Raw genomic sequence first — 16,144 nt, 5'->3', positions numbered from 1 at the left:
ACTGTGGGGATTCTTCAGGCCTTAGCCCGTGGCGAACATCAAGTTCCACAACGCTTTTTTTACCGGCGACAAAATATTGTATCTAATCAGCAATCAACGTAAACTGCACGCCAGAGCTGGTCAAGACAATCGCCGCTTTGTTACCTTTTAGGTTTTCAAAGGGGAGGAAAGTCCGGGCTCCAACGGGCAGGGTGCCAGATAACGTCTGGGCGGCGTGAGCCGACGACAAGTGCAGCAGAGAGGATACCGCCTAAGCGCGTAAGCGCCGGTAAGGGTGAAAGGGTGCGGTAAGAGCGCACCGGGCCACTGGTAACAGTTGGTTGCAAGGTAAACTCCACCCGGAGCAAGACCAAATAGGGTTCCTTATGGTGCGGCCCGCATCGGAACCGGGTAGGTTGCTTGAGCCAGTGAGCGATTGCTGGCCTAGATGAATGATTGTTAATCTCTTTGAGAAATACAGAACCCGGCTTAATGACCAGCTCTAACTTTTCCCGCTTTATTTGTTTTTCCTTAAATAAACCTTCTAAGTACATAAAAATTATAGAGTTATTAAAGTGAATGGGGTAAATTCAGTTAAATGGGTTTATGTCGGCACCTGTATTATTAATTCGCTTTATATTAGGAACGTAAATGAAAGGAACTATTCTCGATTTTCAGCCAGACTCTAAACAAGGTGTGATCTGCGCCGAAAATAAACGTTTTACCTTTAGTATGGATGAATGGAAATACAGTCAGTCGGCTCGTCCTGGACAACATGTTGAATTTAGTGCGCACTTGGGAAAAGCGAAAGAAATCAAGGCACTTTATAAAGCACCAAATGCAATCGTACTAGCATCAGACGCCGAAAATGCAGTTAAACGATCAAAATGTGCCGTGGCGTCTTTACTGTTTGGTATCCTTAGTCTATTTTTCTTTAGCTCTTTATTGGCGGTGATCTTTGGTCACATAGCTCGCTCTAAAATACGTCACAGTCATGGTAAATTGATAGGTAACAAAATGGCTCTGTGGGGGTTATGGTTAGGATATATCGGTATCATTATTAATATTATTTTCTTTATTATCCTTGCCGCACAATCAGGTAGTGGATATTGAAAAAGGCAATATTTCGCCATACTGCCCTATTGTTGCCGTTTTATCAGGATACATAATTGAGCCATCCAAATTGCTGTTAAACAGTCACTATCATTTAATCTAATTGTGTTTTTATGATTCTTGATTAACTATCTGAATTTATTAGCTAAATTAACGGTTGTTTAGTTGCTTCTTAATGTGCTCAAAACGTCCGAACAGATACTTGTAGTGCCTGTGATCGTTATCGCTGTTGGCACACAATCTGCTAATTCATTCGCATAATCATCTGTTTTGAATTGACAATTGATATGCAAATATATTCCCAACCACTTTCTTTATTTGATTATATCGGTAATCAAACCCAATCGAATCAAGATCTTGAAAATATTGCCCAAGCTAATAAACAAGATATTAAAGGTGGTTTAGCTGTTTTAAACACTGGCTTAGCTAATCAAGAATTTGAAGAAACCTTAAAGTTACTTGAAAAAGGTGAAATCGACTTAGACTTGAATACTGTCGAAAATTACTATCAATTTAATCAGAATAAATTGAACAAGGAAATCGAACAATTATTTGCCCAGTATGACGGCATAGACAGCCTTAAAATTAGTGTCGAGAACGAAAAGCTAACCGTCATTGGTGACAGCCCATCCGCTGAATCATTACAAGGTTATCTTGATCGCGATAGTCGACTAAACGACTTAGTACAACAAACTTCAAAATTATCGCAATTTGTTGAATGGGGTAAAGCTAAAGAGCAAGCGGCAGTTTATCAGCAGGAAAATATGCCAGAAGAGACACTTATTGATTATTTAAAAGAAGCCAGAGACGTTGTCAACAATGTAAATGAACTCACTGTGACTGCCACAGGTGGGGATTTTGCCTCTCACGGTCATACCGATATACTAACTAAAAAGTATTCTACCTCTGAAAACTAAATACTTTTAAAAACCAGCACTGATATTCATTAATCCGCTTTTCGTTATCTTTGTCATTGAATTTATGTCGATGCGGGCATTTTTGATTTATATTAATGTTTGCGACATTTTATTCGAATAAAATGCTGTTTAGTCTTTAGTCTAATTGTTAATCAATAAAGAAGTAGGGTAGATTGGTTAAAATATATACCTTTATTCATATTGGTTATCCGAAATTCATTCAGAGGTTGATATCAACAAGACCATTATCCCGACAATACTCGATATAGAGGCCAGTGGTTTTGGGAGCCATAGTTATCCAATTGAGGTGGGCGTTGTGACTTATTTGTCTCAGCGCTATTGTCGATTGATACAACCAGAAGCTGATTGGCATCATTGGACACAGGAAGCTGAGGACCTACACGGTATTTCTCGAGATGTATTACTGCAAAAAGGTACTGCTGCATCCCAAGTATGCGAAGATTTGAATAACCTTTTGAGAGGTCAAACCGTTTATTCTGATGGTTGGGTGGTGGACTACCCTTGGCTGATCAAACTTTTTAGTGCTGGTAAACAGCACATGAAATTCAAATTTAGTCCGTTAGAAAATATTCTGTCTGAAAAACAAATGGAACTTTGGCATGATACCCAAGAGAACTTAGTTAAAAGCATGGATTGTCGACGTCACAGGGCCAGTTGTGACGCAGAGTTAGTTCAGAACGTATATATGCAAACTCAGCACGATACTGAACTGACTAACTCTACTTCATTTCATTTTTAATGTTTAGCTGCGTACTCTTCTACTTCACGCCAAACGCGAAGTAAATTTGTTCCGAGTATTTTAGCAATATCAGATTCGCTATAACCCTTATCCAATAGGCCTTGAACTAAGTTTGGATAAGCAGATACATCTTTCAAACCTATGGGCAATGAATCGCCAACACCATCGTAATCTGAACCAATACCAACATGATCAATGCCAACCAATTTCACAACATGGTCGACGTGCTCCACGACCGTATCAACATTGGCATAGGGGAAAGGATTGTTTTTGAAATACTGTTCTTCAAAATTCTCTAACTCAGCACTGTCTGCACCAAACTCCTCTTCAATGGCTTTACGCTTTTCACCCATAGTGATGCGCCAACCTCTGGACACTTGGTCGACAAAGGTAGAACCGAAATTGATCATGACTACACCGCCGTTTTCGGCCAAGGCCACTAACATTTCGTCGGTCATATTACGTTCAAAACCCGGAGTAAAGCGGCGCAAGGATGAATGGGAAGCAATAACTGGCGCTTTACTCAACTCTATTACTTGGTAAAAGGCATCATCTGAGACATGGGAAATATCTATCATAATTCCGATGTTGTTCATTTCGCCAACCAGTTCTTTACCAAATGGGCTCAGGCCTTTCCATTTTTTGCGAAGATCGTATGAAGAATCGGAAATGTGATTGGCTAATGAATGGGCTAAGGTGATATATCGGATACCGCGGTCATAGAAGGTTTTCAGGTTTTCCATGTCTCCTTGCAGCGGTGAACCATTCTCCATACCCATAGGCAAAGAGATTAAGCCTTGAGCAAATTGTTTTTCAACATCAGCTGGTGATTTTGCTATGGCAAACTTATCTGGGGCTCTACCTACGATGGCTTCAACGTAATCAATTAATTTGTGAGCTAAGGCCGTGGATTTTGGGGAGTCATCTAAAGATGCTGGAATATAAATTGACATAAAAGGAGCGTTTAGTCCGCCTGCTTTAGCTCTAGGGTAATCGAAATCCCCAGAATCAGTGGCGACAGTCACATCTTCCCATTTTTGCTGTAGACGATAAGGTACATCAATGTGACCATCGACTAAAATATATTTTTGAGTCAGTTCAGTGGCTTTTTTTGAAGCATGAAATTCACTATCAGACGCAGTGACACAACCGCTCAATGCCAACGCTATACAAATCCATAAACTCTTTTTCATACTATCTGTTCCTTATTATTTTACGATTAGACGATTGTTCTAAAGACGCGCTGTTTCAAAAGCGTGTGGTTATAAATTTTTGTGCTTCTTTTAACGCTGTAGCACGGTTATTTGGATTTACTTAAATGTCTGCAGCTTTAGTTGTTTCCGTCCAAGGCTAGTTAAACCCCAAGCAACTTCAATGCTTGATTTACCTTATCAATACAGCAAATCACGTTAACTGTACGCAATGTATCAGTGTGACTAACAAAGTGATGGAAAAGTTGAGTGTTAAAGCCTGATTAACTTAAGCCTCACCGAGGTATCTAAAGCTGCGACAAACTATCCCGTATTTTTTAGTTGAAAACAAGGTGATAGGCTAAGCAAGACCTGAGGATTGTTAAATATAGTTTCCAACTTTGGTCTTTTATCGCCTACCATTGTACTGAATATGCTCAACGGTTTACTCATAAACCTGTCCGCGGGGGAAAATTGAATTAATGAATATTATTGATATGGCTCGAAACCATGAACTTACGTAAAAGTAATATTGCAAAACTTCCGCAAGATACTTTCGACGTGCTTATTGTGGGAGGCGGGATCAATGGCGCAGTGTCAGCAGCGGCGTTGTCGGCCAAAGGAGCCAAAGTTGCGTTAATCGATAAAGGTGACTTTGCTGGTTCCACGAGTTCAAATTCATCCAATCTTGCTTGGGGGGGGATTAAGTATCTTGAGAGCTTTGAATTTGGATTGGTTAATAAACTATGTAAAAGCCGCAATCATTTAATGAGGCATTATCCATCCACAGTTCAAGAGATCCGTTTTTTCACCAGCATTCAACGGGGATTTCGTTTCTCACCTGCATTCATTTATATGGGAACCCTTTTATATTGGCTGATGGGGCGCTTTTTCACAAAAATGCCTAAATATTTGTCCTGTGAAAAGATCAAACAAATGGAAAGTATTATCAATACCGAGCATATATCTGGCGGATTTGAATACTCAGATGCTTATTTACATGATAATGATGCGAGGTTTGTGTTCAATTTCGTTCGCTCTAGCATGAGTTATGGGTGCATTGCCGCCAACTATGTAGGGCTAGAACATTCCCGCAAAGTCGACGGATTATGGTTAAGTGAAGTGACCGAACAGATCAGTGGCGAAAAGATAGAAATTCGCTCGAAGGCTATTATTAACGCAACAGGCCCTTTTGTTGACCAAATAAATCAAATGAATAAACAAACAACGGAGCACCACCATGTATTTTCCAAAGGTGTGCACCTAATCGTCGACAAAATCACTGACAGTCATAAAGTGCTGACGTTTTTTGCTGATGATGGCCGATTGTTTTTTGTGATCCCCATGGGACCCAAAACCTGTATTGGCACCACTGATACACAAGTTCCCAGTCCGAATACGCAAGTCTCTGAGCAAGATAGAGCATTTATCTTGTCGAACGTTAATAAACTATTGGCCCTAGCTAAACCGCTGACTAAAAATGACATCATCGCAGAACGATGTGGAGTAAGACCTTTGGCTATCAAAGGAAGCGGAGGGAAAGCCGATTGGGTTAAATTGTCCCGTAAACACGCAATTGATGTTGATAAAGACAATCACTATTTATCTATATTTGGTGGTAAGTTGACAGATTGCCTTAACGTCGGTGATGAAGTCTGTGAGTTGATAGAGTCCTTTAATATTCCATTAGCTTACAAAGATTATAAATGGTACGGCGAACCTGGAGAGGCCGTAAAACGCGAGTTTTTCCATCGGGCTAAACTGATGGGGTTCGATGAGCTTACACCTGCAAGTTCCTCCGAGCCTCTGTCTCAACGTTTTTGGAGGAGGTACGGACGTAACGCGATTAATATGCTGGAAAGCATTCGTGAAAATCCTGCTATGGGTAAGCTATTAATTGAAAACAGCGAGTATCTGCGGGTTGAAGTTGAACATGCCGCTAATCGAGAAATGATAACAACCTTAGATGATTTTTTGCGGCGGCGCTCAAAAATAGCCTTAGTTGTCTCCCAGCAAGATATCTTGCAAGCCCCAGGGCTAAAAGAAGCATGTGAAATTCTGTTTGGCGATGAGGCTGAGGCTAAATTGGCAGAATATATTGCCACAGTCGTTAATTCTGCATAATTTTGCTGGTATGCACAATTTTTAACAAACTATTTCTAATTTAAGCTTTTTGGGTGGTGACTTCCCAGCCCAAATAAAACATACTTGCACACTTTCTGGCACAAGCTGACTTATATTTTACAGCGCTCAGGCAGTGCAAAGAGCAAGTAAAGTGTTTGAAAGTGATTTTAATCTCCGTCGTGTTTTCCCCACGGAGCATCATTTAAAAGAGAACAAGAAGTAATGAAAACGAATTATATTCCACTGGATAAAAATAAACATAGCGCGCTAAAAGTAAAGACGCAGCATAACTTTGAATTTGCCAAAGAGACTCATTTAGCATCAGCTTCCTTACGTGAGTTCGCTCAAATTGCCAGTTGTATGCCTATTGCCTTTATTAAGGATCAACCTTCAGGTAATTTCCATTCAATTGCTATGTTAGGTTTGGAGCAAGGTACTAATTTATATTTCAAAGATGACAAATGGTTAGGCCATGTTATGCCTTTGAATATTCAACGCTATCCTTTCGATGTGCGCCCTGACGGTGACAAATTAGGCGTTTACATCGACGAAAACAGTGTTCTGGTTGGTGAAGAAGAAGGCGAAAGCTTGTTCACAGCAGAAGGCGAACCAACAGATTATTTGAAAAATCGTCAAGACCTTCTGGGTGAAATTACCAATAGTGAATTGGCAACTCAGCGTTTTGTTAAAAAGATCGTTGAATTAGATTTGCTTGATGCTGTGCAATTAAATGTTCAATATGCTAGTGGCGAAAAGCGTGCTGTTACCGGTATTTTCACGATCAATGAAAAACGTCTGAATGAGTTATCTGACGAAATTATTATTGAATTGAAAAACAGCGGTTTTCTTGGTGCTATCTACACGGCAATGTTATCACTCACTCAACTAAACCGTTTAGCCCAATTGTCAGTGAACACCGACAAGCCAATTCGCGCAATTCAAATAAGTTTAGTTGACGATGCTAAAAAAGAGACAGCTAAAGAAGAAGCGCCAAGCGCGTAAAACGTTATCACGTTTTTGATATAGCTAAACAAAAGCCAACAGTACATTACTGTTGGCTTTTTTGTTTAACTTGGTAACTTGTCCGCGAGACGAAAGGTGTATTGGCTAGCAAAGTCGCACTTGGAAAAGCCGCTTGATTGGGGCTGTTCGGATAGAATTGGGATTCAATACAAAAGCCATGATAGGCAGCGTATTTAGTGTTATTTTTTCCTAGGGTATTCTCACCTAAAAAATTGCCAGTATAAATTTGTGCCCCCGGCATGGTCGTTTCCGTCACTAATGTTCGGCCAGATTTTGGCTCAGTCACTTGTGCGACCAATTGCAGTTTTTGTTGATCTTGTGAGAATCCATCCACACACCAATTGTGGTCAAGACCACTGGCCGCTTTGATTTCTTCATCTTGCTGTTTAATCGCTTTACCAAAAGGAGTTGGCTGACGTAAATCAAAAGCCGTATTATCGACTGATCTAATTTCTCCGGTTGGAATCGCATTTTCATCTGCTGGCGTGTAAAAATTGGCAGATAGGGTAATTTGTTGATCAAAAATACCGCCTGAGTCATGCCCAGCTAAATTAAAATAACTATGTTGAGTGGGGTTGAATACAGTATCTTGATTGCAAAGCCCACGGTATTCAATGGTTAATCGGTCTTCTTGATCGAGTGTGAAAATAACATCTACAGTGAGGGTTCCAGGAAAGCCTTGATCACCATCTTCACTTATTAAACTCAAGGTAATACTTGGATCTGGACGCTCAAGCAAATTACTAACTGACCAAATTCGATTATGGAATCCGTCAACCCCACCGTGTAGGCAATTACCTTGTAAATTTGTGCTGACCGAGTATTGCTTTTCAGCTATTTTAAATAGCCCTTTTTCGATTCGATTTGCATAGCGACCTACTGTTCTGCCTAAATAACTTTGATCAGATAAATAGTCATCCACACTATCAAAGCCTAAAACAATATCTACGTTGGGATCGGTAGCTAATGTCCACGATCGAATAATTGCTCCTAAGGTCAATATTTCAACTGACATACCGTTTTTGTTGGTCAAAATGTAACTATCTACTACTTGGCCATCGGGCATTTTTCCAAATTGATTTGTATCGATCATACTTCATCTCTCCCTGCTTAGGTTGGTAGATCAACGGCTTGCCATAGTTAGCCAATCACTATTCTATTGGGACACGAAATTCTCAATAAACTGCGTAATACTGAGTATCTTAATATAAGTTGACGCCGAGCTTATTATAAAAAAAACTATCCTCATGATTATTTTGCGTTTTTTAGAATAAGAAGGAAATTTCAAGTAAGATTTTTTAGCTTATTTTAAATCTAATGGATCCTCGATTTTCACTGTACATAAAAACAGCTTTGAAGGCTTTCTTTATATATATCAGCCGCTTTCGTCTAGCCCTTAGTTTAATTGGTATTCGCGGCTTCTCTTTAACCCGTTTTTTGTCCTTGACAATGGGGTTAGTGGAAACCTAAACTCTCATTTGTGGGTAATTGTGGCAGAAAGTGGATCAAAGTGATCTTAATGTGTTGCAAACTGATGCTAAAAAAATAATAAAAGCAAACTAATAACAAAGGCTAGGGGATATGTTCCGCGGCGCTAACGCAATCAATCTAGACGTAAAAGGCAGGGTGGCGATACCTACACGGTATCGGCAGTTGTTGCTAGATGATTGTCAGGGACAACTGGTTTGCACAATCGATACACAGCAAAGCTGTCTGCTACTTTACCCACTTCCTGAATGGGAAGAGATTGAGCTTAAACTTAGTAAACTTTCTAGCATGATACCTCAAGAACGCCGCTTACAGCGACTTCTTTTGGGTTACGCGATGGAAGGCGAAATGGACAAGAATGGTCGCTTTCTCTTGTCGGCTCCACTTCGTCAACACGCCAACTTGGGCAAAGAAATTATGCTAGTAGGACAACTTAATCGCTTCGAAATTTGGGATGCGCAAATATGGCAGCAACAGGTTCATCAGGATATTGAAACTGAAAAAGGTGGCGAATTTGAATTGACTGAGCGTTTACAGGACTTCTCACTTTGATTACTGAAAACCAATCGTCACAAACTTTGCACCGCTCAGTGTTGCTGGATGAATCCATTGAGGGGTTGGATATCAAGCCCGATGGCATTTATATGGATGCCACTTTTGGACGTGGTGGTCACACTGAAAAAGTGTTGCAGAAGTTGTCGGCCAATGGACGCTTGATTGCACTTGACCGTGACCCTTACGCGATTGAAGCGGCAAAACGTTTTGCCGATGACAGCCGTTTTTGTATTGAACATGTGGCATTTTCGAATATCGAAGAGGTGGCACTCAAACATCAGGTATTGGGCAAAGTCGACGGTATATTGATGGATCTTGGGGTGTCTTCGCCGCAGTTAGATGACGCGCAACGAGGTTTTAGTTTTATGCGCGAAGGTCCATTAGATATGCGCATGGACACCAGCAAAGGTATTAGTGCAGCTCAATGGCTGGCAAAAGCCGAAGAAGATGACATTACTCAGGTTATCAAAGAGTTTGGTGAAGAAAAATTTGGTAAACGAATTGCTCATGCAATTGTCAATAGCCGTGATGAATTTCCGTTAACGACAACATTGCAATTAGCAAAGTTAGTCGATGAAGCGGTGCCGGTTAAAGATAAATATAAACATCCTGCGACCCGTACTTTTCAGGCAATTCGTATTTATATTAATAGCGAATTAGATGAAGTTCGGGACGGGCTTAAAGGTGCATTAGCGTGCCTTTCTTCTGGAGGACGACTGGCAGTGATCAGTTTTCATTCGTTAGAAGATCGATTGGTAAAACGCTTTATGCGCGAACAAAGTCGCGGCATGCAGGTTCCAGCTCGTATGGCAATTACGCAGGCACAAATAGATGCAACACGGGCAATGAAATTAATAGGCAAGGCGACTAAGCCCAGCGAGTATGAAATTAAAGTGAATGCGAGGTCGCGAAGTTCGGTGTTAAGGGTGGCTCAGAAGCTGTGACAGAGACTAGGACCAACTTCAATTTGGTCAACTTAATCTTCACCGAACTAGCCCGTCATCCGATACGGGTTTTGTTGTTTTTAATGGTATTGATAAGTGCGTTCGCAGTGATCATGAGTGCGCACCATAATCGGCAGATGTCGATTGCTTTAGAGCAGTTGATGCAAGAACAAGATCAATTAGATATCCAGTGGCGTCATCTTATTTTAGAACAGGGTGCACTAACGGATCATAACCGCATTGAAGTGGCGATGAAAAAGCAACTTAATATGCACAGACCAAGTCCAGAAAATGAAATTGTGGTGCGCTTGAAATGACGAAGGCTAGGACTAAACAAGCTAAGAAAAACATTGCTCCAAGTATGGTGCAATGGCGTTTCATAGTGGTTGTTGGTGCCATATTAGCCGTGTTTGCAGTGTTAACTGTCAGAGCCGCTTATATTCAGGTAATTAATCCTGATCAACTAATTGAAGAAGGCGATAACCGTACGCTTCGAGTACGGAATAATGAAGTTTATCGTGGCTTGATCACTGACAGAAACGGTGAGCAATTAGCGGTAAGTGTGCCTGCAAAAGCGGTATGGGCACATCCACCTACAGTCACAGATCCAGAAAAAGGCGCACTAGCTGACACTCGCAGATGGCAAGCACTTGCAGAGGTGTTGGGTCAGGATGTGGATAAGTTGATTAAAAAAGCCAGCAACGAAAATAGCAAATTTGTTTATTTGCAACGCCAAGTGTCTCCGGCAATGGCAACGTTTGTGAAGAAGCTAAATATTCCCGGCGTATACCTTGTCAACGAATCTCGCCGTTATTATCCAGCGGGCGAAGCTTCTGCTCATGTGGTCGGTTTCACCAATGTGGATGATCAGGGAATTGAGGGGATTGAGAAGTTATATGATGAATACCTTTCGGCAACCCCAGACTCCAGAACGATCCGTCGCGATGCTAAAGGCCGTCAAGTTGAAATTCTTGAACAAGAAGAAGGAAAAGATCCCCAAGATATCCAACTTACTATTGATCAACGGATTCAAGCGCTTGCATATCGTGAATTAAAATCAGCAGTGCATTTTTATCGCGCTACATCTGGCTCTGTGGTAGTTGCGGATGTAAACACCGGTGAAATATTAGCGATGGTAAATAGTCCATCTTTCAATCCTAATAATCGCCAAGGTGTATCCCCTCGAAAAATTCGAAACAGAGCCATTACCGATACCTTTGAGCCAGGTTCCTCAGTTAAACCTTTGGCTGTAGTGAGCGCCTTAGAGTTTGGTTCTGCTGATACTGAGACGATTATAGATACCTCTCCAGGCTGGCGACGTCTTGGCGGAAGTATTGTTCGTGATTCCCGTAATTATGGCAAATTGACGTTGCAGCAAATCATTCAAAAATCCAGCAATATCGGTACATCCAAGCTGGCTTTATCGGTGCCTAAAGAGTTCCTGCTAGATACTTATTACAACATGGGATTGATGAGTGAAACGGGAACTAATTTAATTGGTGAACAGGGTGGTCTTTTCAACGAACAGCGAAGATGGTCAAAATTTGAATTGTCTACGTTGTCGTTCGGTTATGGATTATCTGTTACCACTATGCAATTAGCCCGGATGTACTCCATCTTAGGTAACGGCGGCATTAAGCAGCCACTAAGTATTGTCATGTCAGATGAACAGAAAATGACAGAAAGAGTCATTAGTGAAGAGAATGCCCATCGTGTATTAATCATGATGGAGAGTGTACTTGAAGACGGCGGCTCTGGTCGCAAGGCTCGAGTACCTGGATATCGCGTTGCAGGTAAAACAGGCACAAGCCGCAAAGCCATTAAAGGCGGATACGGTGAGCAATATGTGAATATTTTTGCTGGTGTAGCGCCTGTATCGGATCCACAACTGGCCGTGGTTGTGCTAATTAACGAGCCAAAAGGTGATTTGTATTATGGCGGCGATACTGCTGCCCCTGTTTTTAGCACTATTATGGCCAATACATTGCAATTGTTGAATGTGCCGCCCGATGCCAAAAACGTCTCCTCAATCGCTAAACGAGGAGAGCAATAATGCAGCAGTTTCAGGCAATTAATAATATTAAAGCGGTACTCGCTAAATTTCAGATTGATGCACCCGATGTACAAGTCAGCGAGCTAGTATTAGACAGTCGTGAAGTGGCGGTTCACAGTGTTTTTGTGGCAATAAAGGGACATCAATTAGACGGACGAGATTTTATCCCGCAGGCAATTAGCCTTGGTGCAAAACTGATACTGCAAGAAGTTGAGCAACCGCAACTTCATGGCGAAATTGAAATGCGCGAGCAAAGTATTTTGATTTCGTTTTATCAGTTAGGTCAAAAGCTATCTTTGCTAGCCGCCGCATTTTATGGTTCACCGGCTCAATACTTAGATGTGATTGGCGTAACGGGCACAAACGGTAAAACTTCGGTTGTGCAATTAATCAGTCAATTGCGTTTCTTATGTGGCGACGTATCAGCTTCGATTGGTACTTTGGGCGCGGGATTGTACAGCGTAGACAACTATCAATTAGAAAAAACCCTTAACACCACGCCAGATGCCTGCCAGGTACAAAAATCATTGGCTAAGTATGTGGGGTTGGGTGCCAAACAAGTTGCCTTAGAAGCGTCCTCTCATGCATTAGTTCAAGATCGCATTCAAGGGCTTAAAATGGACGTGGCGGTATTTACTAATTTGACTCGTGACCACTTGGACTATCACGGGGACATGACCGAATATGCCAAGGCAAAACGCCAATTACTTAATCAGCCAGAACTGAAAAATCTGGTGTTAAATGCTGATGATCCAGAAACCGCTAATTGGATTAGTGCTGCTTCAAAACAACAAAAAATCACGTTGTTTTCGACCCAATTGAGTGCCGAAAATGTGGCCGATACACAGCAATATTGTTTCGCCAGTAATATTCAATACGATCAACGCGGATTGTCTTTTCAATTGAATTCATCATGGGGAAATGCGGACATCCATTGTGGTCTATTAGGTAAGTTCAATGTAGCCAATTTACTGGCCGCAATCGCTAGCCTTCTAGTCTTCGGCTTATCGCTGCCAAAATTAGCGAAGTTGTGTAAAAAATTAAAACCCGTCGCTGGACGGATGGAGTTATTTGAACACCCTAAGGCTGGCAATCTCATCGTCGACTTCGCACATACTCCAGATGCGTTAGAGCAGGCCTTGAAATCAGCGAGAGTACATAGTCAAAAGCAACTTATTTGTGTGTTTGGATGTGGTGGCGACAGAGATAAAGGTAAACGCCCATTAATGGCAGCGGCAGCCGAGCAATATAGTGATCAAATTATTATCACCTCAGACAATAGTCGCTCTGAACCTTCTTCCTCAATTTTTGCCGATATACTTGCCGGAATAACGGACCAAAGCAAAGTCAAAGTAGAAACGGATCGTAAAAAAGCGATTCAATTAGCTATAGCGCAGAGTCAGAAAGGCGATCTGATTGTGGTTGCTGGCAAAGGACATGAAACAGAACAAGTCATCGGCCAACAGAGTCTGCCATACGATGAACGAAACTACGTTAACACTCTGTGTGTGGGGGAAATGTAATGATTGAAGTATCTCTTGATTGGATAGCGCAACAAACAAGCGGACAGCTGGTTGGAGATAATGCAAATGTGTCTGGCGTAAGCACAGACACAAGAAGTTTAGTGCAAGGGGATGTTTTCATTGCTTTGGTCGGCCCTAATTTTGATGGTCACAAATTTATTGATGAAGCAGCCAAAAATGGTGCGGCAGCGTTTATCGTGTCACAAAATATCGACACCCATTTACCCTATATTTTAGTCGAAGACAGCAAACTTGCTTTAGGCGCATTGGGCGCTGCGGTAAAACAAAAAGTTGCACCCAAAACTGTGGGAATTACCGGTAGTAGCGGCAAAACAACCGTGAAAGAAATGGTTGCCGGAATTTTGTCTCGGATCGGAAACGTATTGGCCACCAACGGAAACTTCAACAACGATATTGGCGTGCCTCTGACATTATTAAGATTGCAACAGAATCACGATTTTGCAGTAATCGAAATGGGTGCTAATCACTTAGGTGAGATTGCCTATACCACTAATTTAGTGAAGCCCGACGTGGCGACAATCGTCAATGCAGCTGCGGCTCACCTAGAGGGTTTTGGTAGTTTACTGGGCGTTGCCCGTGCTAAAAGTGAAATTTTTAGAGGGTTGAGTAGTAAAGGTACAGCAATCATTAATCGAGATAGCCAATTTAGCGATTTTTGGACTGGTAAGTTGAAAGAGTGCCATATTCAAGGTTTTTCAGTAAGCCAAGAAACCGACTTTTATGCACAGGATGTCACTTTGGGCATCGATGGTTGCGCGCAATTTATGTTGTGTACACCTAAAGGCAAGATTCATCTTACCTTAGTATTACCCGGAATTCACAATGTTGGCAATGCGCTAGTGGCAGCTGGATTGGCCATGAATGTTGGCGCCAATTTAGAAGATATTAAATTTGGTTTGCAAAATATGCAGCAAGTCAGTGGTCGACTGCAAGTCAAACAATTAACTAACCAAGTTAAAATTCTAGATGATACCTACAACGCAAATGTGGCATCGGTAAATGCAGCAATTGATTTACTTAGTAGTTTCAGCGGTTACCGTATTTTGATCTTGGGTGACATGGGCGAATTAGGTGAAAAAGCTCGTTATTACCACGAACTTGTTGGCGAATATGCTAATCAAAAAGGCATCGATAATTTAGTTACCTTAGGGGTTTTGAGTCAGGCTGCGAGTGACGTATTTGGCGGTAAACATTTCAGTGATATTAATTTGTTAGTTGAACATATTAGTGCTTCTTTAGCGTCTGAGCAGCGAGATATTACCATTTTAGTAAAAGGCTCCAGAAGTGCCCGAATGGAAAGAGTCGTTAAAGCATTGGAGGAATCTCCTGTGGGAAAGTTTGAAAGAGTTAGGGAGCGAATTGCATGCTAATTTGGTTGGCTGAGTGGTTGCAGCAATATGATTCTGGGTTCAACGTATTCTCATACCTTACGTTGCGCGCAATCCTTAGCACACTTACCGCGTTATTGATGGCCGTATTAATTGGACCAAGCATGATTCGCTGGTTGCAAACGATGCAAATAGGTCAAACGGTGCGTGATGATGGGCCGCAAAGCCATTTGTCTAAATCCGGCACACCTACTATGGGTGGTTTGTTAATTTTAGCTGCAATTCTAACGAGTGCGTTGTTATGGGCAGACTTGAGCAACCGCTATGTTTGGGTTGTATTGTCGATTGTTGTCGGTTACGGGCTAATTGGATTTGTCGATGATTACCGCAAAGTCGTGCGTAAAGATCCCAAAGGTCTGATTGCCAAATGGAAGTACTTTTGGCAGTCAATTATTGCCATCGCGGTAGCGGTTTACTTATACGCAAATAGTCAAGATCCTGCCGAGACAGCTCTGCTAGTGCCTTTTTTCAAAGAAGTCATGCCGCAGCTTGGTATGTTTTTTATGGTAGTGGTGTATTTCACTGTGGTAGGCACCAGTAATGCAGTGAATCTTACCGACGGCCTAGATGGATTAGCAATAGTACCCACTATTTTGGTTGCAGGCGCGCTCGCTATTTTTGCTTATACCACCGGCAATATTAACTTTTCAGCGTACTTAAATATTCCCTATATTCCAGAAACCAGTGAATTAGTGATCGTTTGTACCGCGATTGTTGGTGCTGGATTAGGGTTTTTATGGTTTAACACCTACCCAGCCCAGGTGTTTATGGGAGATGTAGGCTCATTGGCGTTAGGCGGTACTTTGGGAATTATGGCGGTACTTGTTCGCCAAGAAATAGTGTTGATTATTATGGGTGGTGTATTTGTCGTTGAAACCTTGTCGGTGATATTGCAAGTGGGGTCCTTTAAATTACGTGGCAAACGCATATTTAGAATGGCACCTATACATCATCATTTTGAACTTAAAGGTTGGCCAGAACCAAGAGTCATCGTTAGGTTTTGGATTATTTCATTGATTTTAGTGCTAATCGGTTTAGCCACATTGAAGTTGAGATAAATAGACGT

The 16,144-nt window shown here is 41.6% G+C and carries 14 protein-coding genes and 1 other RNA gene; 13 read left to right on the top strand and 2 right to left on the bottom strand.

Going from position 1 to position 16,144, the window contains the following annotated elements:
• Positions 1 to 112 precede the first annotated feature (112 nt).
• From rnpB to KO530_RS03190, 4 genes are all read left to right on the top strand, one after another.
• Positions 113 to 487: RNase P RNA component class A (gene rnpB, locus KO530_RS03205), an RNA gene on the top strand.
• A gap of 143 nt (positions 488 to 630) precedes the next feature.
• Positions 631 to 1,092 carry a DUF4190 domain-containing protein gene (locus KO530_RS03200; protein ID WP_216046952.1) on the top strand — a complete coding sequence of 154 codons (462 nt, stop codon included), beginning with the start codon at positions 631 to 633 and terminating at the stop codon, positions 1,090 to 1,092.
• Between the two features lie 287 nt (positions 1,093 to 1,379).
• Positions 1,380 to 2,009, top strand: coding sequence for a hypothetical protein (locus tag KO530_RS03195; protein ID WP_216046951.1), 630 nt, complete (start codon positions 1,380 to 1,382; stop codon positions 2,007 to 2,009).
• A gap of 307 nt (positions 2,010 to 2,316) precedes the next feature.
• The gene (locus KO530_RS03190; RefSeq protein ID WP_303500500.1) at positions 2,317 to 2,769 is read left to right on the top strand and encodes a hypothetical protein; all 453 of its coding nucleotides are present in this window, start codon (positions 2,317 to 2,319) and stop codon (positions 2,767 to 2,769) included.
• Here the strand turns inward: KO530_RS03190 and KO530_RS03185 are convergent.
• Positions 2,766 to 3,962, bottom strand: a complete 1,197-nt coding sequence (locus tag KO530_RS03185) for a dipeptidase (RefSeq protein ID WP_216046950.1) — start codon at positions 3,960 to 3,962, stop codon at positions 2,766 to 2,768. The genes KO530_RS03190 and KO530_RS03185 overlap by 4 nt on opposite strands.
• Before the next feature lie 507 nt (positions 3,963 to 4,469).
• Here KO530_RS03185 and KO530_RS03180 point away from each other — a divergent pair.
• Positions 4,470 to 6,083, top strand: coding sequence for a glycerol-3-phosphate dehydrogenase/oxidase (locus KO530_RS03180; protein WP_216046949.1), 1,614 nt, complete (start codon positions 4,470 to 4,472; stop codon positions 6,081 to 6,083).
• Positions 6,084 to 6,305: 222 nt separating this feature from the next.
• On the top strand, positions 6,306 to 7,085 hold the full coding sequence (locus tag KO530_RS03175) for a SapC family protein (protein ID WP_216046948.1): 780 nt from the start codon (positions 6,306 to 6,308) through the stop codon (positions 7,083 to 7,085).
• Positions 7,086 to 7,131: 46 nt separating this feature from the next.
• On the opposite strand, the gene KO530_RS03170 is transcribed toward KO530_RS03175, so the two are convergent.
• Positions 7,132 to 8,199: an aldose epimerase family protein gene (locus tag KO530_RS03170; protein WP_216046947.1), complete on the bottom strand. Its 1,068-nt coding sequence runs from the start codon at positions 8,197 to 8,199 to the stop codon at positions 7,132 to 7,134.
• Between the two features lie 488 nt (positions 8,200 to 8,687).
• Here KO530_RS03170 and mraZ point away from each other — a divergent pair, with 488 nt between their 5' ends.
• Genes mraZ through mraY form a run of 7 tightly spaced genes read left to right on the top strand, consistent with a single transcriptional unit; the run spans position 8,688 to position 16,136 of the window.
• Positions 8,688 to 9,146, top strand: a complete 459-nt coding sequence (mraZ, locus tag KO530_RS03165) for a division/cell wall cluster transcriptional repressor MraZ (protein WP_216046946.1) — start codon at positions 8,688 to 8,690, stop codon at positions 9,144 to 9,146.
• Positions 9,143 to 10,093, top strand: coding sequence for a 16S rRNA (cytosine(1402)-N(4))-methyltransferase RsmH (rsmH, locus tag KO530_RS03160; RefSeq protein ID WP_216046945.1), 951 nt, complete (start codon positions 9,143 to 9,145; stop codon positions 10,091 to 10,093). Before mraZ ends, rsmH begins: the two co-directional genes overlap by 4 nt.
• Positions 10,090 to 10,410, top strand: coding sequence for a cell division protein FtsL (gene ftsL / locus KO530_RS03155; RefSeq protein ID WP_216046944.1), 321 nt, complete (start codon positions 10,090 to 10,092; stop codon positions 10,408 to 10,410). The genes rsmH and ftsL overlap by 4 nt, the downstream gene beginning before the upstream one ends.
• Entirely contained in the window at positions 10,407 to 12,146 is a 1,740-nt protein-coding gene (locus KO530_RS03150; RefSeq protein ID WP_216046943.1) for a penicillin-binding transpeptidase domain-containing protein, read from the top strand. The genes ftsL and KO530_RS03150 overlap by 4 nt, the downstream gene beginning before the upstream one ends.
• Positions 12,146 to 13,669: a UDP-N-acetylmuramoyl-L-alanyl-D-glutamate--2,6-diaminopimelate ligase gene (gene murE / locus KO530_RS03145; protein ID WP_216046942.1), complete on the top strand. Its 1,524-nt coding sequence runs from the start codon at positions 12,146 to 12,148 to the stop codon at positions 13,667 to 13,669. Before KO530_RS03150 ends, murE begins: the two co-directional genes overlap by 1 nt.
• Positions 13,669 to 15,060: a UDP-N-acetylmuramoyl-tripeptide--D-alanyl-D-alanine ligase gene (locus KO530_RS03140; RefSeq protein ID WP_216046941.1), complete on the top strand. Its 1,392-nt coding sequence runs from the start codon at positions 13,669 to 13,671 to the stop codon at positions 15,058 to 15,060. The genes murE and KO530_RS03140 overlap by 1 nt, the downstream gene beginning before the upstream one ends.
• Positions 15,054 to 16,136, top strand: coding sequence for a phospho-N-acetylmuramoyl-pentapeptide-transferase (gene mraY / locus KO530_RS03135; protein WP_216046940.1), 1,083 nt, complete (start codon positions 15,054 to 15,056; stop codon positions 16,134 to 16,136). The genes KO530_RS03140 and mraY overlap by 7 nt, the downstream gene beginning before the upstream one ends.
• Positions 16,137 to 16,144: the final 8 nt, after the last annotated feature.

Source organism: Aliiglaciecola lipolytica (genome assembly GCF_018860635.1).
GTDB lineage: Bacteria > Pseudomonadota > Gammaproteobacteria > Enterobacterales > Alteromonadaceae > Aliiglaciecola > Aliiglaciecola lipolytica_A.
Note: the sequence above shows the minus strand (reverse complement) of the source record. Positions and strands in the feature narration are given on the sequence as shown.